Consider the following 22,353-nt stretch of genomic DNA (forward strand, 5'->3'; position numbering starts at 1 on the left):
GCCCGTTTTCGTTTGTCAGCGCAGCCGCTTCACCCATAGCTGACCATCGTCGCGGCGCTCGACCTTGAAATTGCCGAGGCTGCGGAACATCGCAGACAGGCTGTTGAAGCCATAGTTTCGTACGTCGAAGCTGGATCGGTTGCCGGCGATCTGGCCGACCTGCTGGACCTTTGCCCAGCCTTCGTCGTCGCGCTTCGATTCCTTGTAGGCCGCACCGATCAACTCCATGAGCTCGGTGTCCGCTGCAACCGTCTGCGCGGAATCGGGCGCCGAATTGCCTTCGGTCGCCGCAGTCTTGATCAGCTGGTCGATGTCGATGAAGCGTGTGCAGACCGACTTGAACGACTGCGGTGTCTTGCCGCTTCCGAATCCGTAAACGACAATGCCGTCCTGCCTGAGGCGAGTAACGAGCGGGGTGAAGTCGCTGTCGGAACTCATGATCCCGAAGCCATCGACCTTGCCTTGGTAAAGCAGGTCGATCGCGTCGATCGTCATTGCCATGTCCGTGGCGTTCTTGCCCTTCGACACGTCGAACTGTTGCTGCGGCCTGATCCCGAACCGATTTGTTATCGTGTCCCATTTGGCCAGATTGCCCTTGGCAAAATTGCCATATGCGCGGCGGATGTTGACCTGGCCCAGTTCGGCCATGACGGTCAGCACCGGATCGATCGCAGCGGGTTGGGTGTTGTCCGCGTCGATCAGCAAAGCGATGTTCTTCAAGTTGTCGTTCGTATCCATCCGCCGATCAATGGGCCTGCGCCCGCTATTACGCAACAGGCCTAGGCCACGGGCGAGAAGTCGCCCGTGCCTTCGTCGAGCAGGTGAAGCACACCGTCGGTTATGGCGAAAAAGGTACCGCGAAGGCGCAACTTGCCGCGCGATTCCAGTTCCGAAACGCACGGGAATGTCCGCAGGTTGGCGAGGCTGACTTTTACCCCAGCCAGCTCCATCGCGCGTTCGGCGTCGCGGCCCTCGGTGCCGTGTTTGGCGACCACTTCGGCACGGGCATCATCGAGCAGGTCGATCCAGTCGGCGATGAACCCGCCTTTGCCCGGCTCGGTGCCGTGCATCGACTGGGTCAAAGCCGCCTTGCAGCCACCGCACAGACCATGGCCCATCACGACGATTTCGCGGACCTTGAGAAATTGAACCGCGAACTCGAGCGCGGCCGAAACGCCGTGGTGGCCAGGTGTAGTCTCGAAAGGCGGAACCATCGCCGCGACGTTGCGGACGACGAATATCGTACCCGGATCGACGTCGAATATCTGTGCTGGATCGACCCGGCTGTCGGAGCACGCGATGACCATGACGCGCGGTTCCTGTCCCGTGCCGAGCGCGGCCCAGCGTTCGCGGCGGGGATTCCAGCCCGTCTCGCGGAAGCGGCGGTAGCCTTCGATAAGGCCGGCAAGTTCTATCGATGGAGACGTAGTCATGGTCCTGCCGATGCCTCACGGCATTGCACCTGACAAGTCCCGCGCCTAAGTGGCGGGCCATGAACGACCTCGCGTCCGCCCCGCAGATGCCCGCGCGTCCCGAACGCCAGCGCAAGCCCGACTGGATCCGCGTAAAGGCGCCGGTGAGCAAGGGCTATCACGAAACGCGCCAACTCATGCGCGATCTTTCGCTCAATACCGTGTGCGAAGAAGCCGCGTGCCCGAACATCGGCGAATGCTGGACGAAGAAGCACGCCACGGTGATGATCCTCGGCGATGTGTGCACGCGGGCCTGCGCGTTCTGCAACGTCAAGACGGGGATGCCGCGCACGGTCGATCCGCTCGAGCCGGCGCATGTGGCTGTCGCCGCCGCCAAGCTGGGACTGACCCACATCGTCGTAACCAGCGTCGATCGCGATGATCTTCCCGATGGCGGAGCCGGCCAGTTCGTCAAGGTTATCGAGGCGCTGCGCCGCGAGACGCCGGATACCACGATCGAAATCCTGACCCCGGACTTCCGCAACAAGATGCGCCCCGCTGTCGAGGCGATTTGCGAAGCCGGGCCGGACGTTTACAACCACAACCTCGAAACCGTGCCGCGTCTCTATCCCACGATCCGCCCCGGTGCGCGATATTACGCTTCGCTCCGCCTTCTCGAGGAAGTGAAGGCCCACGATCCGCGCATTTTCACGAAGAGCGGCATCATGCTGGGGCTGGGCGAGCAGCGGCTCGAGGTTCATCAAGTGATGGATGATATGCGTTCTGCCGACGTAGATTTCATCACAATGGGCCAGTATCTCCAGCCGACTCCCCGTCATGCCAAGGTCGAAGAGTTCGTCACGCCGAAGGCATTTGGAGCATACGGAGCGATCGCGCGCGCCAAGGGCTTCCTGCAGGTCGCAGCCAGCCCGCTGACCCGGTCCAGCTATCACGCCGGCGACGATTTCGCGGCGATGCGTGCCGCTCGCGAGGAGAAGCTTGTGCGGCAGCTGCGCTGATGCCGGGAATCCACAACGTCCACACGCTACCCTATTCGGCCGAACAGATGTTCGACCTGGTGGCGGATGTTGCCCGCTATCAGGAATTCCTGCCGTGGGTCGTGGCCACCCGGGTGCGGTCCGACAGCGAAACCGAGATGGTCGCCGACATGCTCGTCGGCTTCAAGCAGTTGCGCGAGAAGTTCACGTCGCGGGTCGTCAAACAGCGACCCGACCGGATCGAGGTGCATTATCTCGACGGCCCCATGAAGGATCTCGACAACCGGTGGCTGTTCCGCCCCCTTCCGGACGGCGGCTGCGAGGTCGATTTCTGTGTCGAGTTCACGTTCCGCAACGCCGTGTTCGAAGCGCTGGCGGGCCAATACTTCGACCGTGCCTTCCGAAAGATGGTGGCCGCGTTCGAAACGCGGGCGCACGCGCTTTACGGCAGCAGCAGTTCCAGCGCGGCCAGCGTCGCCTGACGACGGATTTCCGAACGCGATCCGCCGTCAAGTTGACGTAGCTCGCCGTCCGGTTCGGCGCCGCCTTCGCGCGTGGCACGGGCAAAGACGACCGTACCTACCGGCTTAAGCGGAGTTCCGCCGTCCGGCCCCGCAACCCCGCTTATCGCCACTGCAACATCGGCGTTGGAATGCTTGAGCGCGCCCTGCGCCATGGCCCAGACACACGCGATCGAGACCGCGCCGAAAGTCTCGATTATCTCGCTGGAGACCGACAGGTCCTCTTGCTTGGCCTCGTTGGAATACGTCACGAAACCCCGGTCGAGTACCGCCGAGGAGCCCGGAATTTCGGTGAGCGCTGCGGCGACCAGTCCCCCGGTGCAGCTTTCGGCAAGCGCGACCCGGCGCCCGATCTTGGCGTTTTCCTCAATCACACGCCGGGCGAGCGCCACGATGTCCGAAGGCAGTAGATAGCTCACGATCTGGCCGGACAGATCGGGGAGTTCTTGGGTTTGGCCACGGCCATGACGAACGCGATCATCGCGCCGCTGTCACGCGGGTTCATGACCGAAGCGAGTTGCATACCCCGCTCGACGTTGGCGCAATGACTGGGCTTCACCGAATCCCCCACCTTCTGGGCGATCATGGCATCGACCATCGGGCGCACGGCCTCGTCCGGCAGAGAGGCGAACATCGCGACCGGGTCGTTCGAATTCGCCTGGCTCGATGCTCCGCCGACAAACTTCAACAACGCCGACTTGGCGACCGGCCACGTCTCGTTTTGCAGGGCGGCATACTTCTGCGCGAATGAATCCCCGCGGGTGGCGAGGAAGCCGCTCGAGGAAAGCCGCGCAGAACATTTCTGCCGAACCCCGCTGACCAACGATGGCACAGAATAGATCGCCATTTGCGCGACCTCTCGTTCCGTCAGGCAGGTTCGGGCGGCCTGAGCCTGGGCCGGGGCTGGAAGCAAAGCGGCGATTGCGGCGGCGGCGATCAGGGTGTGGCAGCGGTTCACGAAAGTCCTCACGAATTGGCGATGACGGTGGCGACGGCCTGTGCGGCTATTCCTTCGCCGCGACCGGCGAAGCCGAGCCGCTCGGTCGTAGTAGCCTTCACATTTACCGCGCCTGCATCGATGCCGGCAAGCAGGGCAAGGCGGTCGCGCATGGCATCGCGGTGGGGGCCGATTTTGGGCGCTTCGCAGATGAGTGTCACGTCGATGTTGCCGACCCTGTAGCCGGCTTCGCCCACCAACTTGGTGGCATGCTGAAGGAAGCGCGCGGAATCCGCTCCCTTCCATTGCGGATCGCTGGGCGGAAAATGCTGACCGATATCCCCTGCGCCAATCGCGCCCAGCAGCGCATCGACGAGGGCGTGGATGCCGACATCGGCGTCGCTGTGCCCGGCCAGGCCGAATTCGTGTTCGATGCGGACCCCACAGAGCCAAAGCTCTTCGCCGGGAGCGAGACGATGCACATCGAAACCGGTGCCGATGCGGACGGGCAAGACTTGGTCCACGAAATCTCCTGCGAACGTCAGTTTGGCGAGCGCCTCGTCACCCTCGACCAGCGCGACGGTGCCGCCTGCCGCGCGCAGCACCTGCGCATCGTCTCCCGCGGTCGGCTCGCCGGTCCAGGCGCGATGCGCCGACAGGATATCCGCGAAGCGGAAAGCCTGCGGAGTTTGTACCCGTCGCAAGGTCGACCGGTCGGCAGAGCCGCTCATCACGCCGCCAAGATCGACTGCCAAACTGTCGACAACGGGGAGCACCGGGATGGCGCCCGGGTACTTATCGAGAGCTCGAAGCAGTCGCTCGATGACGGGTCGGGAGAGGGACGGGCGAGCGGCATCGTGGATCAGGACGCGGTCCGTCGCTCCGATCGCTTCGAGCGCCCGCTGCACGGATTCCTGCCGTGTCGCGCCACCCGTGGCGAGCGCCACGTCGAGCCCGGACAGGGCAGCGATCGCCATGTCGTCCGCACCCCCGGGTATCGCTACGACCACCTGCTTCGCACCTGCGTTCAGCAGCGCCTCGACCGAATGCCTGACCACGGGCTTGCCGCGCCAGTTGGCGAACTGCTTGGGCACGGGCTGTCCTGCACGAAGCCCTTGGCCGGCCGCGACCACGACGGCTGCGAAAGAGGGAAGGGTGCCCATTGCTCCCCGTGCGCTACCTCCTTGCACGCGGTCCTTCAATCCACTATGCGCTGCCCAAATTTTAGGCATTCCTTCCAATGAGCGCGCTTCCTCTTCCTCCGCCCGTGCGGCCGATCCGGGTTGGTCCGATGGAAATTGACATGCCCGTCGTGCTCGCGCCGATGACCGGGGTGACGGACCTTCCGTTCCGGACACTCGTCCGTCGCTACGGCTCGGGCCTCAACGTGACCGAAATGATCGCCAGCGAGGCGGCGATCCGCGAAACGCGGCAGTCGATCCAGAAAGCCGCATGGGCACCGATCGAGGATCCGGTTTCGATGCAGCTCGTCGGTTGCGATCCGGTTTCGATGGGGGAGGCCGCAAAGCTGGCAGCGGATCGCGGCGCCGCGATCATCGACATCAACTTCGGATGCCCGGTTCGCAAGGTCGTCGGCCAACTTGCCGGTAGCGCGCTGATGCGTGAGGTGCCGCTGGCGGTCCGCCTCATGGAAGCGACGGTTAAAGCCGTCGATGTGCCGGTTACTGTCAAGATGCGGATGGGGTGGGACCACGACAGCCTCAACGCCCCCGAATTGTCGCGCATCGCCGAGGATCTCGGCGTGCAGATGATCACGGTGCACGGCCGGACCCGCAATCAGATGTACAAGGGCGAGGCCGACTGGGCATTCGTCCGCAAGGTTAGGGACGCGGTCTCGATCCCGGTAATCGTGAACGGCGACATCTGCTCGATCCCCGACGCGGCGAAGGCGCTCGAGCAATCCGGCGCGGACGGCCTCATGATCGGTCGTGGCGCCTATGGACGGCCATGGCTGCTTGGGCAGGTGATGCACTGGTGGCGCACGGGCGAGGCGCTGGCCGACCCCTCGCTCGACGAGCAGCATGCCACGATGGTCGAGCATTACCGCGCGATGCTGGATCACTATGGAACCGACACGGGCGTGAAGATGGCCCGCAAGCATATCGGGTGGTATACCAAGGGCCTCCACGGTTCCGCAGAGTTCCGCAACAAGGTCAACTTCGTCGACGATCCGGCGCAAGTCCTCGGAGAGATCGATCGCTTCTACGAACCGCTGTTGCTGCGGAAGGCGGCGTGACCGAAGCGGGCGCGATGCCCGAGGAAACGCCATCCCCGCGCGAGCAGGTGGCGGGACTGGTCTTCTCCGTTCTTCTGCTCGATCCCGACATGACCATCGTGGAGGCGAATCCGGCGAGCGAAGAAATGCTGGGGCGCAGCGCCCATAGAATGATCGGTTCGCCGCTTTTCGATGTGGTGAAGATCGATGATCCGCGTGTGGCCGCCCATTCCCGAGAGGATTCAGCGCCGCTCGTTGCGCGAGGAGTGATCATCCGCGCGGGCGAGACGGACCGCCGGGTGAACTTTTCGGTATCCCCGCTCGCCGCGCACCCTGGTTGGCGTGTCGTTACCCTGTCCGATGCCGGCCAGGACGAGATGGGTGACGAAGCCAGCGCAGGCAGCCTGAGCGCCCCTGCGGTCCTTGCTCACGAAATCAAGAACCCGCTCGCTGCAATCCGGGGCGCGGGACAGCTTATCGCGCGCAAGCTGGACGCGAAGGACAGGCCGCTGGCTGACCTGATCGCCACCGAAGTCTCGCGGATAGCTTCGCTGATCGATCGCATGCAGCGCATCGGCGCGCGCGGTGCCGAACCGAATGCGCCCCTCAACCTGCACGAGGCGGTGCGCCGCGCCATCGGCACGGTTCGTGGGGGCGGGCTGAAAGGCGTGGAGCTGGAAGAGGAGTTCGATCCGTCGCTTCCCTCCGTTCTGGGAAACGAGGGCGCCCTCGAACAGGTCGTCATAAATCTGCTGGCCAACGCGCGCGATGCTTGCGCCGACAAGCCCGGCTCTCGGATCACCGTCCGCACACGTTACGTCAGCGGACTGATCTTCAACGCGATCCGGCCGGGGCGTTCGGTGCGATTGCCGATCGAACTGACGGTCAGCGACAACGGTCCCGGCATAGACCCCGAATTGCGAGGGCACGTATTCGAACCCTTCGTCAGCAGCAAGAAAAGCGGGCAGGGACTCGGCCTCGCGCTCGTTCGTCGACTTGTTCAGGATATGGACGGGCGTATCGCTCACGAGCGGGATGAAAAGGCCGGCCTGACGCACTTCAGGATCCACCTGCCGGTGGCGAAACGGACGATAGGGTAGGGCAGATGGCGGGCAAAATCCTGTTGGTCGAAGACGATCCGGGGATCGCGACCGTGATCGTCACCGCGCTGGGGGACGAGAGCTTCGACGTCGACTGCGTCGATTCGATCGCTTCGCGCGACGCTCGACTGGCGGACACGTCTTACTCGGTCATGCTGACGGACGTCGTGCTTGTCGACGGAGACGGCCTTGCCAGCCTGGGCGCCGTGCGCGAGCGGCATCCTGCGATGCCGGTCATCGTGCTGTCCGCGCAGAACACGCTCGATACGGCGGTCCGGGCGACCGAACTGTCGGCCTTCGAATACTTCCCCAAGCCCTTCGATCTCGACGAACTCGTTCGAGCTGTGGTTCAGGCAGCCGGGCAGCGTGGCAGCGAGGTCGCTCCGACAATCGACGAGAGCGGGGAGGGCTTGCCTCTCGTCGGCCGCAGCCGCGCGATGCAGGGCGTCTATCGGATGATCACGCGGGTCCTCCGCAACGACCTGACCGTCCTGATCCTCGGCGAATCCGGTACGGGCAAGGAACTGGTCGCTGAGGCTATCCACCAGCTGGGGCACCGCAAGTCGGGCCCATTCGTGGCCGTCAACGCCGCCGCCATTCCGCACGACCTGATCGAAAGCGAACTGTTCGGACACGAGAAGGGGGCCTTTACCGGCGCGATCGCGCAGGCGATCGGAAAGTTCGAACAGGCCAATGGCGGCACCCTGTTCCTGGACGAGATCGGGGACATGCCTATCGAGGCGCAGACGCGTCTTCTGAGAGCACTGCAGTCGGGACGGATCAGGCGGGTCGGTGGGCGTCAGGAGATCGCCGTCGATGTCCGCATCGTGGCCGCGACCAACCGCAACCTTGGCCCGATGATCGCCGCCGGCACTTTCCGCGAGGACCTGTTCTATCGCCTGAGCGTCGTTCCGATCGAGCTTCCCCCCCTGCGCGACCGGCGCGACGATATCGCGGCCCTGGCGCGCCATTTCCTGGGACTTGCCGTATCCGAAGGACTGCCGCGCAGAAGGATCGACGATCCGGCGATCGCCGCGCTGGAAGGTTTTCCGTGGCGCGGAAACGTGCGCGAATTGCGCAATGCGATGTATCGCCTCGCCCTGATGGCGCGCGACGAGACGATCGACGTCGAAACGGTCGAAGCGGTGCTTGGTACCCCACCGGAGGCGATTTCGGAGCGAGGCGCCGAGATCGGCTTCGCAGGCGCATTGGAATCGTGGCTGAAGATCGCACCCGTCCGTCAGGGGCATTTGTACGAGGATGCCCTGGCCGAATTCGAGCGCCCTCTGATCGTGCACGCCCTGACGCAGACCGGCGGCAACCAGCTTCGCGCGGCCCGCCTGCTCGGGATCAACCGCAACACCTTGCGCAAGCGGCTGACCGACTTGTCGATCGATCCCGACGCATGCGGACGGTCCGCCTGACCGGATTGCCGAAAAGCACTTGCATATTGGCAACAGTGCCGTTGTAACCTGGCAACGATGGCAGTTGCCGATCATTATTCTCCCTCTGGAGCAGCGCATCGCATCCCGCGGTGGAGGCGCCGCTTCATAGTCGCGAGCCGTCGTGCCAACCTGTTTGCAGTTCTGACCGTCGGGGCGGCGGTGGCCTTTGCCTTCATGGCCTGGACGACCTGGTACACTTTCACGAGTGCGCCTCCCACCGGACAGCTGCTGCCATCACGCAAGGTTGCGGGTCTTCTGATCGGCACTCTCGTGCCTGCAATGGCACTCATAGTGCTGTTCGGTCGCTGGCTTGCCTTGAGGAGAGCGGAAGGAACCACGGCTCGCCTCCACGTGCGCCTGGTATTCTTCTTTTCGCTGGTTGCCGCAGTGCCGACCCTGCTCGTCGCCGCGTCCGCAGCTTTCCTGTTCCAGTCGGGAGTGGATTTCTGGTTCTCGGACAATTCGCGCGGCGTGATGCAGAATGCGAACAATCTTGCGCAGGGGTATTACGAGCAGAACCAGCTCCAGGTGAGCCAGCAAAGCATCTCGATGGCAAGCGACATTGGATACTATCTTGGCAACATGGACTTGAGCGATCCGCTTTTTACGGACGTCTACAGCCAGCAAATGCTCTCTCGTGATATCAATGAGTCGGCGATATTGCAGCGATTGGACAATGCCACTCTTCGCACTGCGGCAGTCGCCAACCTTCAGATCGATAACGAGCCGCTGAGGTTTGCCCAACGAGCCATTCCAATTCTCATGGAAGGAGAGCCGGTCTTTGCCAGCGGCAATCCGACGCGCATCGAAGCACTAGTTCCGATCGATTCCGAGGCGGGTGTCTACTTATACACGGCACGAAATACGGAATCGTCAGGCTTCAGCCAATGGCGAAACGCTCTCGCAGTGGCGAGCGGTTACGACCAACTGACAAATCGCGCCCGTGAGATACAGCTTCGCTTCAACCTCGCGCTTTTCTTCGTCAGTCTTCTTCTCGTTGGCCTTGCGGTATGGTTTGCGCTGCGATTTGCCGATCGGCAGGTCGAGCCTCTGGCTCAACTCGTCGGGGCGGCGCGCAGGATAGGGGCTGGCGATTTCGTGCGGGTCGAAGGGCGGACCGGTTCTGACGAGATCGGAATGCTCAATCGCGCGTTCAATCGCATGGTCGGCCAGATCGAGCAGCAGACCGCGGCTCTGCTTGGCGCGAACCGACAGCTCGAAGAGCGGCGCGCGTTCATCGAGGCGGTGATCGAATCCATCTCCGCCGGGATCGTGACGCTCGATCGGGAGGGACGCGTTCTGTTGATGAACAGTTCGGCACAGGAACTGCTCTTGGGCGACAAGGGGCCGGTCCCGTCCGCCGTCCCGCTGGCCGATGTCGCACCGCAGCTCGCGACACTCGCCGATGCGCGGCTTTCGAGCGGCATCGTCAACTGGACCAAGGGCGGTGAACTGCTCACCCTTGCGGTCAAGGTGGCCGATGCGCCCGATGGTCGGGTGATCACGTTCGAGGACATTACCCGGCAGATTCTCGATCAGCGACAGGCCGCCTGGTCCGACGTGGCACGCCGCATCGCTCACGAAATCAAGAACCCGCTGACTCCGATCCAGCTCGCTACCGAGCGCCTCAAGCGGCGGTACCGCAAGCAGATCGATACCGACGGTGAACTGTTCGACGAACTCACCAATACGATCGTGCGGCAGGTGGGCGATCTCAGGAAGATGGTGGACGAATTTTCCAGCTTTGCGCGTTTGCCCAAGCCGGTCTTTCGCCCCGAAGACGCGCAGGACCTCGTCAAGCAGGCGCTGTTCCTGCAGGAAGTCGCCCATCCTCACATCGACTTTGCTTTCGAGCCGGGATCGGAGGCCGCGGTCACGATGGCCTGCGACCGCCATCAGGTCGGCCAGGCCATGACCAACGTCCTCAAGAATGCGGTGGAGGCGATCGAAGCGCGCGCGCGGAACGCGGAACCCGATTATCGCGGGAAGATCGCGGTTGCGCTCTCGTCGACCGACGAATTCGTTTCCGTTAGCGTCGACGACAACGGCGTAGGCCTTCCGCAAGATCGCGAACGCATAGTCGAGCCTTACGTGACGACGCGCGAAAAGGGCACGGGCCTTGGCCTCGCGATCGTCAACAAGATCGTCGAGGAGCACGGCGGCGACATGACCTTTGCCAATGCGGCGGACGGAGCGCGTGGAGGCACGCGCGTAACCTTGCGCTTCGCCCGTGATCCGCTTGCCGAACGCGGCACGGTGGCAGCCGAATGACCAGTCTGGAGGACCAATGGCGCTTGATATCCTGATCGTCGACGACGAACGCGACATTCGCGAGCTCGTCGCCGGCGTTCTCAGCGACGAAGGTTACGAATGTCGAACGGCCGGGGACAGTACGACTGCGTTGGCCGCGGTCGACGAGCGCCGGCCAAGCCTCGTCCTGCTCGACGTCTGGTTGCACGGCAGCCCGATGGATGGGCTGGAGGTGCTCGACGAAATCAAGAAGCGCGAACCGGAACTGCCGGTCATCATCTTCTCCGGGCACGGTAACATCGACACCGCCGTCAGCGCCGTCAGCCGCGGCGCGATGGACTTTATCGAGAAGCCGTTCGAAGCGGAAAAGCTGCTGTTGCTGGTCCAGCGGGCAACCGAGACCGAACGTCTTCGCCGCGAGAACACGCGCCTTCGTGAAGGGTTCGCAAGAGGCGAGGAATTCACCGGCAACTCGGCCGCGATCAATGCCGTGCGCGCCACATTGAAGCGGGTGGCCAGCACGGGAAGCCGCGTCCTGATAAGCGGGCCGGCGGGGGCGGGCAAGGAAGTCGCGGCACGGTTGCTTCACTCCTGGAGTCCGCGCGCCGACAATGCCTTCGTAATCGTCAATTCCGCGCGCATCACGCCCGAACGGTTCGAACAGGAGCTGTTCGGCGAGGAGGCCGAGGGCAAGCTGGTCAGGCCCGGACTGCTCGAAATGGCGGACGGGGGAACGCTGTATCTCGACGAAGTGGCCGATATGCCGCTGTCCACGCAGGCGCGCATCCTGCGCGTGCTCACGGAGCAGAGCTTCGTCCGCGTCGGCGGCAATCGGCAGGTCGGCGTCGATGTCAGGGTGGTGTCGTCCAGTTCGCGCGATCTAGCGCGGGAAATGGAAGAGAAGCGCTTTCGCGAAGACCTGTTCTACCGGCTCAACGTGGTGCCGGTCGCCATCCCGTCGCTGGCCGAACGCCGCGACGACATACCTGCGTTGGCCGAGCACTTCTTTACCCGATACGCTGCGGAACAGGGCATCCCGCCGCCCTTGGTCAGCCAGGAAGCGGTCGCCGCGCTTCAGGCCTACGACTGGCCCGGCAACGTCCGCCAGATGCGCAACGTCGTAGAAAGAACGATCATCCTCACTCCGCGGGAGCGACTCGAGACGATCGAGGCGGACATGCTTCCTGGCGAAGTGACGGGAAGCAGACTGGGCGGGGGCGGCGCAGTTTCGTCGTTGATGGGTGTCCCGTTACGCGAAGCGCGCGAGAGTTTCGAACGCGAATATCTGAACATCCAGATCCGCCGGTTTTCGGGAAATATCTCGAAAACGGCGAGCTTTATCGGGATGGAACGCTCCGCCCTTCATCGCAAGCTGAAGCTGCTGGGAATGGGCGATCGCCGCGACGAGGACTAGCCAAGATTTTCTTCTGGAACGCAGGTGCAGCAAAAGCATTTGCGAATTGAGGCGGGCGCGCCATACTCGGCAGCGATTTCGGCGGGGGTTCGAAAGAATTCTCGCCTGATTGCGGACCGCAGAAGCGGCCGCCAACAACAGGAGACGTTTCAAGTGTCCAGTTCCCGCACGTTGTCCGCGCGTCCGAAGCCTCCGAAGGAGGACGATCAGGAAGCCGCTTCTCCGCCTTCGAGTGGCAAGCAGCAGGCCCTTCAGGATGCGTTCCTGAACCTCTTGCGCAAGAACAAGACCCCGGTCACGATGTTCCTCGTTAAGGGGGTAAAGCTCCAGGGTATCGTCACCTGGTTCGACAACTTCTCGATCCTGCTACGCCGCGATGGGCAGTCGCAACTCGTGTACAAGCATGCCGTCTCGACGATCATGCCGGCCAATCCGCTGGATGCGGCGCAGTTCGCCAGCCAGGGATCGGGCGCGAAGCAGCGCTTGCTGCAGGACGTGTTCCTGAGCCGCGTTCGCGAGGCGGGCGTTCAAGTGACCATGTTCCTCGTCAACGGGGTCATGCTTCAGGGCAAGATCGCCGCTTATGACCTGTTCTGCACGTTGCTGGAACGCGACGGATACGTGCAGCTTGCGTACAAGCACGCGGTATCGACGATCCAGCCGGCGACGGCGGTCGATTTGTCCGACGAATTCGAAGGCGACAGCGACTGAGTTTCGACGAAAACCTGATGGGAGAGGTCTCGCGCGGCGCGCGGGCCCTTGTCGTTTGTCCCGACGTGCGTGGACGTCACCATGATCTTGAGCCCGAGGCTCGGCTTGAGGAGGCGTGCGGCCTTGCGCTTGCCATCGGCATCGTGGTCGCCGATGCGTCCGTCTTGCCGATCAGGCAGGTTCGGCCCGGCACTCTGTTCGGCGCCGGCCAGGTCGACAACATCCGTATCGCCTGCGAGCAACATGAGGCCGAACTGGTCGTCATCGACGGTGCGCTGACACCGATCCAGCAGCGTAATCTCGAAGACGCCCTGAAGCGCAAGGTCATTGATCGCACCGGCCTGATCCTCGAAATTTTCGGCGAGCGAGCAGCGACCGCCGAAGGCCGGCTGCAGGTCGAATTAGCGCACCTCGATTACCAGCAGAGCCGCCTCGTTCGGTCATGGACGCACTTGGAGCGTCAGCGCGGCGGATTCGGCTTTCTCGGCGGACCCGGCGAAACCCAGATCGAGGCCGACCGACGGATGATCCGCCAGCGGATGGCGCGCCTTCGCAAGGAACTCGAAAGCGTGCGGAAAACCCGCGCACTCCACCGCGAACGGCGCGGGCGTGCGCCTTGGCCGATCATCGCGCTGGTGGGCTACACGAATGCGGGCAAGTCGACCCTGTTCAACCGCCTGACCGGGGCGGAGGTGATGGCTGAGGATTTGCTGTTCGCCACACTCGACCCGACGATGCGATCGATCGCGCTTCCCGGCGTGGAGAAGGCGATCATTTCGGACACGGTAGGCTTTATCTCCGACTTGCCGACCCAACTCGTGGCCGCATTCCGCGCGACGCTGGAAGAGGTAACCGGGGCGGACCTGATTCTCCATGTGCGGGACATCGCAAACCCGTCGACACAGGCGCAAAAGGCTCAGGTTCTCGAGGTGCTCGGCGATCTCGGCGTGATCGAGGGGGAGGGGGGCGCAAACATCCCGATCATCGAAGTCTGGAACAAGATCGATCTCCTGTCTGCGGAAGCGTCGGAAGATGTGACGGCTGCAGCTTCATCCGACGATATGACGGTCGCCATCTCCGCCGTATCGGGGCAGGGGGTGGACGATTTGCTTGCCCGCCTCGGCGAACAGCTCACGCAAGGCGCAAGGGTTCACGAATTCGTCCTGCCTGCCAGCGCCGGACGACAGATCGCATGGCTCCACGCACATGGCGACGTGGTGGAAGAGGGTGAGGCGGGTACTGGACCCGAAGGCCCGTTGCGCAGGCTCGCGGTTCGACTCAACCCAAAGGAGCTTGGGCAGTTCGAGACGCTATGACCGTTCGGATGCCTTGACCGCCTGCCAGAGTTTCTCCAGCTCTTCGAGCGAACGGTCGGCGAAATTTCCGTCCGCCATCCGTTCCATGGCGCGAAAGCGGCGCTCGAATTTCGCGTTCGCAGCGCGCAGCGCGTCTTCGGGTGCGATGCCATGAGCCCGCACCAGGTTGACCGCTGCGAACAGAAGGTCTCCCGCCTCCTCCATGCGGCCGGCCTCATCGCTTTCGGCTAGTTCACGCATTTCCTCGACGAGCTTTTCGGCCGGACCTTCGGTGTCCGGCCAATCGAAGCCCACCCTGGCTGCGCGCTTTTGAAGCTTGTCCGCCCGCATCAGTGCCGGGAGTGCCATCGCAACTCCGTCGAGCGCGCTGGTTGCGCCCTTGGCGTCCCTTTCGGCGGCCTTGAGTGCTTCCCAGCGCGCGTCACGGGCTTCCCCCGGCGGTGGGGCGTCGCCAAAGATGTGGGGATGGCGAGCTTCCAGTTTGTCGGCAATCGAGCGCGCGACATCGTCGAATGCAAACGCACCGTCTTCCTCGGCTATCCGCGCCTGGAAGACGACTTGGAACAGCAAGTCGCCAAGTTCATCCCGGATGTCGGCAAGATCGCCGCGAGAAACCGCGTCGGCAACTTCGTATGCTTCCTCGATCGTGTGCGGGACGATGGTCTCGAATCGCTGCGCACGATCCCAATCGCAACCACTCACCGGGTCGCGCAAGGTCGCCATGATGCGGAGGAGGCGGTCTAGCTGCTCGGACATGCTGCGATGATAATATATATTATGTTAAATCGAATTCGGCTGGAGAGGTTCATTCTCACCCCATCGCCATGCTGAAGATCAAAAACACCGCTACGAAAATGCCTCCCCAGATCAGACCGATGCGAACGCCTTCCTTCCAACCGAGCCGATAGGATGCGACCGCGCTTCCGGCCAAGATCAGCCACGCAAAAAGTGCGATCAACTGGACAGCGCCGAATTCGCTCACAGCACGATCTCCAAGCCGTCGTAGCCGACTTCGACGCCCTTGGGCACTTCGGCAGCCAGCGTGCGATAATCCATCGACTTGTCGAGATGCGTCAAGACGGTCCGTCCTGCAGCGCACTTTCGCGATAGTTCCAGCGCCATGTCGAGATGCGCGTGCGTAGGATGCGGCCGCCGGCGCAGGCAGTCGACAACCAGTAAGTCGACGCGCTGAAAAAGCTCGACCAATGCCGGAACGATCTCGCTGAAGTCCGTGGCATAACCGATTGATTTCCCGTCGGCATCGAAGCGAAATGCCGTGGACCTGGCCGGCCCGTGAGGCATTTGGCAATGACCGATGCCGAACCCGGCGAATATCCGTAGGCGTTCCAGCGTATTGAGTTCGCAGATCGTCGGATACCCATGCTCACCGGCAAAGATGTAACCGAAGCGAGCGCGCAATCGCCTGGCGGTTTCGTTCGCTGCAAAAGCAGGCAGCGGCCCCGACCGATCGTATCGCATCACGCGCAAGTCATCGATACCGTGACAATGATCGGCATGATCGTGCGTCCAGAAAACGCCGTCGACCTTGTCTATCCCGTTGGCGAGCAGCTGGTGGCGAAGATCTGTCGAAGTATCGACAAGCAACCGGCGGCCCTCGGCGTTTTCGACCATGATCGATACCCGGGTCCGCCGGTTCCGGGGCTCCGAGGGATCGCATTCACCCCAGTCGTCACCGATGCGCGGCACACCCGTCGACGTGCCGGACCCAAGCATGAGGAGCTTCATGCAGCCGCTTTTCCGAACAAACGGAAGAAGTTGTCGCTCGTTTCGTTCGCCAGGTGTTCGAGTTCCGTGCCACGCAAATCCGCGACGAACGCGGCGGTGTCGCGCACGAATGCAGGTTCGCACGGCCTGCCGCGATGCGGGATCGGGGCAAGGAACGGGCTATCGGTTTCGACCAGCATCTTCTCGATGGGAAGTTCTCTCGCGATTTCCTGAAGTTCCTTCGCATTCTTGAACGTAACTATTCCCGATAGGGATATCGAGAGGCCAAGGTCGAGGACGGTACGGGCAAATCCGCGCGAGGCGGTAAAGCAGTGGATCAGGGCCGGGAATGCGCCCTTCTCCCTCTCGTCGGACAGGATAGCCGCCGTGTCTTCTTCCGCATCGCGAGTGTGGATGATGATCGGCAGGCCAGTTTCGCGCGCCACGCCGATATGCATCCGGAACAGATCGCGCTGCACGGACCGATCCGACTTGTCATAATAATAATCGAGGCCGCTTTCCCCGATGCTGATCACCTTTGGGTGTGAGGCGGCTTCGAGCAATGCGTCCCTGCCCAGGTCGGCATGGCCATCGGCTTCGTGCGGGTGAATGCCCACGCTGGCCCAGATATCCGAGTTGTCCGCCGCGGTACCGATGACCGCATCCCATTCGCTCCGACGGGTCGAGATGTTGAGCATACCGGTCACACCGGCCGCGCGGGCGCGATCGAGCACACCGCTCCGGTCCTCGACGACGCCCTCGTATTCGAGGTGGCAATGGCTGTCGATCAGCCTCACGCAGCCTCTTCGGCAGCGAGTTCGAGGCGTGGAAAGACCCCGACCGGTTGTTCGATCCGGCCGCCATTCGACGCGAGCTTCGACAGCCAATCCTTGTCTTGAAGTGCTGCAAAGTCCCGTGCGTCGACCGCAATTCCCATCTGGTCGAGCAGTGAATCGACGCTGCCCGGTACCACCGGGCGGATGGCGATCGCCAGGTCGCGGACCTGCCGAACCAGCGTCATCAATACTGCCGCCATTCGATCTGGATCGGTCTTGCGCAACGCCCACGGAGCCTGGTCGTCGACATAGGCGTTGCAGGCGAATACGGCGCGCATCCAAGCCTCGATCCCTTCGCTGAAGGCGAGGGCGTGGAAGCGTTCCTGCATCGTGGCGAGCTCCCCTGCCACCACCGCGGACAATTCCGCATCGGCCGGGGATAAAGGGAGATCGCCCGTGAGTCTGCCTTCCAGGTTCTTGAAAACCATCGACAAAACCCGTTGTGCCAGATTTCCGAAGCTGTTCGCGAGTTCGGCATTGCAGCGTGTCACGATCGCTTCATCCGAGAAGCTGCCGTCTTTCCCGAACGGCACTTCCGCGAGCAGAAAATACCGCAACTGATCGGTCCCGTATCGCTCCGCCAGTTCGATCGGGTCGACCACGTTGCCTGTGGACTTCGACATCTTTTCCCCGCGGTGGAGGAGAAAGCCGTGGCCGAAGATCGCCTTGGGAGCCGGGAGGCCCGCGCTTTTCAGGAACGCCGGCCAGTAGACGGCGTGGAAACGGACGATGTCCTTGCCGATCAGGTGCAGGTCGGCGGGCCAGAACCGGTCGAACTCCCCTTCTTGCTCCGGAAAACCTATTCCGGTCAGATATGTCGTCAGAGCGTCGACCCACACATACATCACGTGGCCAGGGCTGCCCGGCACGGGCACACCCCAGTCGAAACTGGTGCGGCTTACCGACAGGTCGCGAAGGTCGTTCCCCTTCAGAAACGCGAGCACTTCGTTACGCCGGCTCTCGGGCTCGAGGAAACCCGGGGTCTCGTTCAGCTCGATCAGATAGTCGCGATACTTCGACAGCCGGAAAAACCAGCTCTCCTCGACCTGCCATTCCACAGGGGTACCTTGGGGTGAAAGCTTCGTACCCCCCTCCCCGTCGACCAGTTCGCCTTCGCCGTAGAAGGCCTCGTCGCGCACCGAATACCATCCTTCGTAGCGATCGAGATAAAGGTCGCCGGCGTCTGCCATCGCTTGCCACAAGGCTTGGCTCGCCGCGTGGTGCTGCGCTTCGGTGGTCCGCCGAAACGCGCTGTAGCCGATGCCAAGTGTGGCGCACATCTGCCGGAAATATCCGGACATTTCGTCCGCGAACTCGAGCGTGTCACGCCCTGCAGCGCGCGCGGTCTTGTCCATTTTCAGCCCGTGCTCATCCGTCCCGGTCACAAGGCGAACGTCGAAACCTTGCGCCTTTTTGACCCGAGCGATCACATCGGCAGCGATTGCTTCGTAGGCATGGCCGATATGCGGCTTGCCGTTGGGGTAGTTGATCGCGGTGGTGAGATAATAAGGGTCAGGCATCGGTCAGGCTGCTAGCGGCGGCTGCCGAGGCGAGCAAGCCACCGATCTGCATGACCAGAATGCCCGGGTCGAAGTTGTGGGTGGGAGCCTGCGCCGAAAGGCGGACCACGTCTGCATGCGCATCGACGATCGCGGGCAAGGCGGCTCGGGGTGCCGTGGCCGCCATTCGAGACAATGTAGCGCGAGCGAGATCGAGCACGGCGGCCATGCGTTCGCGGTCCGGTCGCGCACCGATTTCGCCTGCGAGCTTGCCGCGCAACTCGAAGTCCGGATCGCCGGCACGCGCGATCTCGCGCATCAGCGAGTCGACCGGACCGAGGTCTTGCGACACGAATTCGATCGCTGCTCCCGGCGATCCGGCCGCCGCCGCGACGGCGGCTGCGCGGGTTGCGCCATCCGTTTCGGGCGCGTGGTCCGCAACCACCCGCGCAATTGCCGCGTCGTCCAGGGTGGGAAATCGCAGGAGCCGGCAGCGCGACCGGATGGTGGGAAGCAGCCGCGCCGGTCGATGCGCGACGAGGAGGAAAAATGTGCCCGCAGGAGGCTCTTCCAGGCTCTTGAGAAGAGCGTTGGATGATCCCGTTTCCATATCGTCGGCCGGATCGACGATTACTACGCGTCGGCTGCCGAGCGTTGGCCGCGTCGTCAGGCGCCGCTGCATTTCGCGAATTTGCGCGATCTTGATGTTTCGCGCCAGTTCGAACGACTTGCCGTCGTCGCGCTTCTTCTCTTCCTTGTCGTCTTTGGGAAGGTTCGTGAGAACAAGGATATCGGGATGCTGACCTACCGGCTGCGGCACTCCCGTTTCGGCTACGAGTTCGCGAGCAGCCGCGAGCGCGAAATGCATTTTACCGAGGCCCTTCTTGCCGGCCAGCAGCCAGGCATGATGCATCCTCTCACCGGCGAGGCCTTCACGCCACTCGCGCCAGGCTGCATCGTGACCGATCAAGGTCATGCCGCTTCCGCAATAAACGGTGCGATTGCGCGCATGATCGCCTGATGGACCGTTTCCGGCGCTTCACCGCCCGGAATGATCGCAAAGTCCGATGGGCTTTCTCCGGCCAATCGTGCGAACGTATCGCTGACGGCACGGTGGTAGGGTGCATCCCGATTCCCGATCGCATCGCCCACGTCGCCATCGCGCAAGCGCGTGCGCTCCAGGGCCGTTTCAGCGTCGACGGTCAAAATAATCGTCAGATCGGGGCGAAGGCCGTCGCTGCCGATTGCATGAAGCGCCTGCACGACTTCGTCACCGATGCCCCCTGCCCCACCCTGATATGCGCGGCTCGAATCGACGAAACGATCCGATACGACCCAGCGTCCCTCTTCGATCGCCGGACGAATCAGCCGGGCGACGTGATCGGCGCGGGCCGCCGCGAACAACAACGCCTCGGCCTGCGGGCCCCACCCTTCCCCAGGCGGATCCAGCAGAAGGCGCCTGATCGCCTCGGCGCCCGGCGTTCCTCCGGGCTCGCGAGTGAGTTCGACTGCGATGCCCCGGTGTCGCAGCGCGTCCACGAGCAGTCGTGCTTGGGTGGACTTCCCGCAACCCTCCCCGCCCTCGAGCGCGATGAACCGACCGCGGGCCATCAGAACAAGCCGGCCACGCCGTTCACCAGTCTTTCGGCGATGTTGGCCTCCTCGATCGGCTGCGCCGCGACGAGCGGTACACGCGATGGGCGAAGGCCTTCGACCGCTATCTCGAGTTCGGCAACCTGTTCACCCTGCGCAATGGGCGCGCGGAGCGGGCCTTCGTAGCGGATCGATAGAGTGACCTTGGCGGTCTGACCGACCGGAAGGTCGTAACCGATCGGGCGCTGGGCGATGAGCGGCACGGTTCTGGCAGATCCTCCCTGTACGCGCGCTTCCCCCACAACTTCACCCTGGTCGAACAGCGGATGACCCTCGAAGGATCGGAACCCCCACTCGAGGAAAGCGCGCGAGGCGGCCTTCTGCATTCGCCCGGTCGGCGATCCGGCCACGATCGAGACGAGCCTCCGACCATCGCGCTCCGCGCTCCCCAGAAACCCAAACCCTGCCTGGTTGGTGAAGCCCGACTTTATCCCGTCCGCGCCCTCCACCACTCCGGTCACGGGATCGTGATTGCGCTGTTCGATATTGTTGAACTTCAAACGACGGTTGCCGAAGTATCGCTCGTAGAGAGCCGGGTGCCGCGTGATCATCGCCTCCGCCAATGTGGCGAGATCGCGGGCCGTCGTGAAAGTACGCCCTTCGTCCATCCATCCGTTCGGCGTGGAGAAGTGGCTGTCGCGCATCCCGATCGAACGCGCTGTCGCATTCATGCGCTCGCTCCACGCCGGGAGCGATCCGGCCAGCCCATGCGCGAGCACGGCGGCACCGTCATTGGCTGAAACGGTGGTGATTCCGTACAGGAGGGCATCGACGGTGACGCGCTGCCGGTTTGCCAGGAACATGGTCGATCCGACGCCATGCCAGTCCGACCATATCTCGTCATTGACGAGCAACTGCTGCTCGGGCGAAATCTTTCCGGCCGCGATCATTTCGAAGACGGTGAAGGCCGTCATCACTTTGGTGATCGACGCCGGCATGAAACGGCGATCCGGTTCGCGGGCGTACAGCGTCTGGCCCGAAGACAGATCCACCAGCAGAGCGATAGGCACCTCCAATGGAGGAGGAGCCGCCGGCTCGATCTTCGGGAGATCGGCGCTTGCGGCGCCGCTGCCGGCGACCAGCGCAACGCAAGTAAGCAGAAACTTTGCGGTTGTCGTCAACGATACTCCCGCCACCGGTGATGCCGACAGCTCAATCTGCGATATGGACTCGCCGATCGCTATATCCAGCGCCCCTTAGCTTGGCGAGCGCCGCATCCGCCTGTCCCCGGCTAGACGTGCGATAGATTTAGCGGGCGATCTCATCCGCGAGCAGGCCCACGCTCATCGCATAGTAGTTCGAACAGTTGTATTCGAGGATGACCCGGTAATTCGCGGTCAACAGCCACGCGCGCGTGCCCGGCCCGTCTGGCTGGAATAGCGACGCCGTGACGGTATCGTCCAGATTGGCGAGTGGCTGTACGCCCATGCGCTTCCACTCTCCGACACTCATCCAGCGACTGTGGCGCTGGTGAACGCTGTTGCAGACCGGCGAGTTCATCGGCGACCGGAGCGCGTTCCAGTCCAATCCCGACGGTACGCTAGCCTGAACGCCCCAAGGCTGGCCGCGGCGCCAGCCGGCGTCGCGGAAGTAGTTGGCGATCGATGCCAGCGTGTCGGACCGGTTGGTCCAGATATCGCGTCGTCCGTCGCCGTCGCCGTCCTGTGCCAGGCGGAGATAGATGCTGGGCAGGAACTGCGGATATCCGAATGCGCCTGCCCAGCTTCCCTTGAGAGTCGACCGGTTCACGCCCAGATCGGCGACCTTCAGCAGGTCGACGAACTCGGTCGCGAACAGGTCCCGGCGCCGGCCTTCCCAGGCGAGGGTCGCCAAGCTGCGTGCCAGGTCGAAATCCCCGGTGTAACTACCGTAGTTCGTTTCATGCCCCCAGATCGCGATCAGCATCTTGGCCGGCACACCGTAACGGGCCTCCAGTTGCGAGGCGAGAGGGCCGAGTGCCTGATAATTGCGACGCCCGCCATTGATCCGGGAAGCATCGACGTGCCGATCGAGATAGGTCTGCAGGCGCGGAAAGCTGCCGCTCGACGAAGGCGTGCCCGGCTGCGCGCGATCGAGTTCGATCACCCGGCTGTTGGGTGTCAGGTCATACGTCATCCGCTGGATCGTGGGCTCGCTGACCCCTTCGGCGCGGGCCCGGGCGATAAGGACCTGAAGATACGCGTCGAACGACATGTCCTGCGCGGTCGATGGGGCAGGCGAACAGGCGACGGCCAGCGACGCCGAAATTGCAAGGAGAGTCAAACGCATCAGGCTTTGTCGCACAGGGGGTACAACGGCGC

At 63.2% G+C, this 22,353-nt stretch carries 23 protein-coding genes; 9 read left to right on the plus strand and 14 right to left on the minus strand.

The genetic code is table 11. From position 1 onward, the window contains the following. Positions 1–15: 15 nt before the first annotated feature. Together AR323_RS04265 and AR323_RS04270 are read right to left on the minus strand one after the other, a co-directional pair. Entirely contained in the window at positions 16–738 is a 723-nt protein-coding gene (locus tag AR323_RS04265) for an NYN domain-containing protein (protein WP_057882731.1), read from the minus strand. A 41-nt stretch (positions 739–779) separates the two neighbouring features. Beyond that, positions 780–1,433 (minus strand): carbonic anhydrase, encoded by a 654-nt coding sequence (locus tag AR323_RS04270; protein WP_057882732.1) that lies wholly within the window; start codon positions 1,431–1,433, stop codon positions 780–782. 59 nt (positions 1,434–1,492) lie between these two features. On the opposite strand from AR323_RS04270, the gene lipA reads away from it, so the two are divergent. Then, positions 1,493–2,431: a lipoyl synthase gene (gene lipA / locus AR323_RS04275; RefSeq protein WP_057882733.1), complete on the plus strand. Its 939-nt coding sequence runs from the start codon at positions 1,493–1,495 to the stop codon at positions 2,429–2,431. Then, entirely contained in the window at positions 2,431–2,892 is a 462-nt protein-coding gene (locus AR323_RS04280; RefSeq protein ID WP_057882734.1) for a type II toxin-antitoxin system RatA family toxin, read from the plus strand. The genes lipA and AR323_RS04280 overlap by 1 nt, the downstream gene beginning before the upstream one ends. Here AR323_RS04280 and AR323_RS04285 read toward each other — a convergent pair. Genes AR323_RS04285 through AR323_RS04295 form a run of 3 tightly spaced genes read right to left on the minus strand, consistent with a single transcriptional unit; the run spans position 2,853 to position 5,031 of the window. Beyond that, a complete protein-coding gene (locus tag AR323_RS04285) occupies positions 2,853–3,353 on the minus strand; it encodes a CinA family protein (protein ID WP_057882735.1) in 501 nt (166 codons plus the stop codon). The two genes, AR323_RS04280 and AR323_RS04285, sit on opposite strands and share 40 nt — an antisense overlap. Next, the gene (locus AR323_RS04290) at positions 3,347–3,901 is read right to left on the minus strand and encodes a hypothetical protein (protein ID WP_152980298.1); all 555 of its coding nucleotides are present in this window, start codon (positions 3,899–3,901) and stop codon (positions 3,347–3,349) included. The genes AR323_RS04285 and AR323_RS04290 overlap by 7 nt, the downstream gene beginning before the upstream one ends. Continuing rightward, entirely contained in the window at positions 3,898–5,031 is a 1,134-nt protein-coding gene (locus AR323_RS04295) for a bifunctional 2-C-methyl-D-erythritol 4-phosphate cytidylyltransferase/2-C-methyl-D-erythritol 2,4-cyclodiphosphate synthase (RefSeq protein ID WP_057882737.1), read from the minus strand. Before AR323_RS04295 ends, AR323_RS04290 begins: the two co-directional genes overlap by 4 nt. A 77-nt stretch (positions 5,032–5,108) precedes the next feature. Between AR323_RS04295 and dusB the strand changes: the two genes are divergently transcribed. The 7 genes from dusB to hflX all read left to right on the plus strand — a co-directional run bounded on the left by dusB (position 5,109) and on the right by hflX (position 14,340). Next, positions 5,109–6,125 (plus strand): tRNA dihydrouridine synthase DusB, encoded by a 1,017-nt coding sequence (gene dusB / locus AR323_RS04300; RefSeq protein ID WP_057882738.1) that lies wholly within the window; start codon positions 5,109–5,111, stop codon positions 6,123–6,125. Beyond that, on the plus strand, positions 6,122–7,204 hold the full coding sequence (locus AR323_RS04305; protein WP_235510448.1) for a two-component system sensor histidine kinase NtrB: 1,083 nt from the start codon (positions 6,122–6,124) through the stop codon (positions 7,202–7,204). The genes dusB and AR323_RS04305 overlap by 4 nt, the downstream gene beginning before the upstream one ends. A 5-nt stretch (positions 7,205–7,209) precedes the next feature. After that, a complete protein-coding gene (locus AR323_RS04310; protein ID WP_057882739.1) occupies positions 7,210–8,628 on the plus strand; it encodes a sigma-54-dependent transcriptional regulator in 1,419 nt (472 codons plus the stop codon). A 57-nt stretch (positions 8,629–8,685) separates the two neighbouring features. Continuing rightward, positions 8,686–10,920 carry a sensor histidine kinase gene (locus AR323_RS04315; protein ID WP_057882740.1) on the plus strand — a complete coding sequence of 745 codons (2,235 nt, stop codon included), beginning with the start codon at positions 8,686–8,688 and terminating at the stop codon, positions 10,918–10,920. 16 nt (positions 10,921–10,936) lie between these two features. After that, positions 10,937–12,313: a nitrogen assimilation response regulator NtrX gene (gene ntrX / locus AR323_RS04320; protein WP_057882741.1), complete on the plus strand. Its 1,377-nt coding sequence runs from the start codon at positions 10,937–10,939 to the stop codon at positions 12,311–12,313. 153 nt (positions 12,314–12,466) lie between these two features. Then, entirely contained in the window at positions 12,467–13,024 is a 558-nt protein-coding gene (gene hfq / locus AR323_RS04325; protein ID WP_057882742.1) for an RNA chaperone Hfq, read from the plus strand. Positions 13,025–13,041: 17 nt separating this feature from the next. Then, positions 13,042–14,340 (plus strand): GTPase HflX, encoded by a 1,299-nt coding sequence (gene hflX, locus AR323_RS04330; protein WP_057882743.1) that lies wholly within the window; start codon positions 13,042–13,044, stop codon positions 14,338–14,340. Here the strand turns inward: hflX and mazG are convergent. The 9 genes from mazG to AR323_RS04370 form a co-directional block, all read right to left on the minus strand. Next, positions 14,335–15,096 (minus strand): nucleoside triphosphate pyrophosphohydrolase, encoded by a 762-nt coding sequence (gene mazG / locus AR323_RS04335; RefSeq protein ID WP_057882744.1) that lies wholly within the window; start codon positions 15,094–15,096, stop codon positions 14,335–14,337. The two genes, hflX and mazG, sit on opposite strands and share 6 nt — an antisense overlap. 55 nt (positions 15,097–15,151) lie before the next feature. Next, complete coding sequence (locus AR323_RS14910; RefSeq protein ID WP_164461524.1) at positions 15,152–15,322, minus strand: hypothetical protein; 171 nt, start codon at positions 15,320–15,322, stop codon at positions 15,152–15,154. Beyond that, complete coding sequence (locus AR323_RS04340; RefSeq protein ID WP_057882745.1) at positions 15,319–16,086, minus strand: MBL fold metallo-hydrolase; 768 nt, start codon at positions 16,084–16,086, stop codon at positions 15,319–15,321. The genes AR323_RS14910 and AR323_RS04340 overlap by 4 nt, the downstream gene beginning before the upstream one ends. Then, positions 16,083–16,862: a TatD family hydrolase gene (locus tag AR323_RS04345; RefSeq protein WP_057882746.1), complete on the minus strand. Its 780-nt coding sequence runs from the start codon at positions 16,860–16,862 to the stop codon at positions 16,083–16,085. The genes AR323_RS04340 and AR323_RS04345 overlap by 4 nt, the downstream gene beginning before the upstream one ends. Then, a complete protein-coding gene (metG, locus tag AR323_RS04350) occupies positions 16,859–18,421 on the minus strand; it encodes a methionine--tRNA ligase (protein WP_057882747.1) in 1,563 nt (520 codons plus the stop codon). Before metG ends, AR323_RS04345 begins: the two co-directional genes overlap by 4 nt. Beyond that, positions 18,414–19,376 (minus strand): DNA polymerase III subunit delta', encoded by a 963-nt coding sequence (locus AR323_RS04355; RefSeq protein WP_057882748.1) that lies wholly within the window; start codon positions 19,374–19,376, stop codon positions 18,414–18,416. The genes metG and AR323_RS04355 overlap by 8 nt, the downstream gene beginning before the upstream one ends. Beyond that, the gene (gene tmk, locus AR323_RS04360) at positions 19,373–20,011 is read right to left on the minus strand and encodes a dTMP kinase (RefSeq protein WP_057882749.1); all 639 of its coding nucleotides are present in this window, start codon (positions 20,009–20,011) and stop codon (positions 19,373–19,375) included. The genes AR323_RS04355 and tmk overlap by 4 nt, the downstream gene beginning before the upstream one ends. Then, positions 20,011–21,174: a D-alanyl-D-alanine carboxypeptidase family protein gene (locus AR323_RS04365; protein ID WP_235510449.1), complete on the minus strand. Its 1,164-nt coding sequence runs from the start codon at positions 21,172–21,174 to the stop codon at positions 20,011–20,013. Before AR323_RS04365 ends, tmk begins: the two co-directional genes overlap by 1 nt. Before the next feature lie 127 nt (positions 21,175–21,301). Beyond that, on the minus strand, positions 21,302–22,321 hold the full coding sequence (locus AR323_RS04370; RefSeq protein ID WP_057882750.1) for a lytic murein transglycosylase: 1,020 nt from the start codon (positions 22,319–22,321) through the stop codon (positions 21,302–21,304). Positions 22,322–22,353: the final 32 nt, after the last annotated feature.

It is taken from the genome of Tsuneonella troitsensis (genome assembly GCF_001441535.1).
Classification (GTDB): domain Bacteria; phylum Pseudomonadota; class Alphaproteobacteria; order Sphingomonadales; family Sphingomonadaceae; genus Tsuneonella; species Tsuneonella troitsensis.

Coding starts and splice junctions, on each gene's coding strand:
- AR323_RS04270 (WP_057882732.1), bottom strand. CDS start 1,433: ATGACTACGTCTCCATCGATAGAACTTGCCGGCCTTATCGAAGGCTAC.
- metG (WP_057882747.1), bottom strand. CDS start 18,421: ATGCCTGACCCTTATTATCTCACCACCGCGATCAACTACCCCAACGGC.
- AR323_RS04355 (WP_057882748.1), bottom strand. CDS start 19,376: ATGACCTTGATCGGTCACGATGCAGCCTGGCGCGAGTGGCGTGAAGGC.
- AR323_RS04315 (WP_057882740.1), top strand. CDS start 8,686: ATGGCAGTTGCCGATCATTATTCTCCCTCTGGAGCAGCGCATCGCATC.
- tmk (WP_057882749.1), bottom strand. CDS start 20,011: ATGGCCCGCGGTCGGTTCATCGCGCTCGAGGGCGGGGAGGGTTGCGGG.
- AR323_RS04310 (WP_057882739.1), top strand. CDS start 7,210: ATGGCGGGCAAAATCCTGTTGGTCGAAGACGATCCGGGGATCGCGACC.
- AR323_RS04295 (WP_057882737.1), bottom strand. CDS start 5,031: ATGGGCACCCTTCCCTCTTTCGCAGCCGTCGTGGTCGCGGCCGGCCAA.
- dusB (WP_057882738.1), top strand. CDS start 5,109: ATGAGCGCGCTTCCTCTTCCTCCGCCCGTGCGGCCGATCCGGGTTGGT.
- AR323_RS04370 (WP_057882750.1), bottom strand. CDS start 22,321: ATGCGTTTGACTCTCCTTGCAATTTCGGCGTCGCTGGCCGTCGCCTGT.
- lipA (WP_057882733.1), top strand. CDS start 1,493: ATGAACGACCTCGCGTCCGCCCCGCAGATGCCCGCGCGTCCCGAACGC.
- ntrX (WP_057882741.1), top strand. CDS start 10,937: ATGGCGCTTGATATCCTGATCGTCGACGACGAACGCGACATTCGCGAG.
- AR323_RS04340 (WP_057882745.1), bottom strand. CDS start 16,086: ATGAAGCTCCTCATGCTTGGGTCCGGCACGTCGACGGGTGTGCCGCGC.
- AR323_RS04265 (WP_057882731.1), bottom strand. CDS start 738: ATGGATACGAACGACAACTTGAAGAACATCGCTTTGCTGATCGACGCG.
- mazG (WP_057882744.1), bottom strand. CDS start 15,096: ATGTCCGAGCAGCTAGACCGCCTCCTCCGCATCATGGCGACCTTGCGC.
- hflX (WP_057882743.1), top strand. CDS start 13,042: ATGGGAGAGGTCTCGCGCGGCGCGCGGGCCCTTGTCGTTTGTCCCGAC.
- AR323_RS04280 (WP_057882734.1), top strand. CDS start 2,431: ATGCCGGGAATCCACAACGTCCACACGCTACCCTATTCGGCCGAACAG.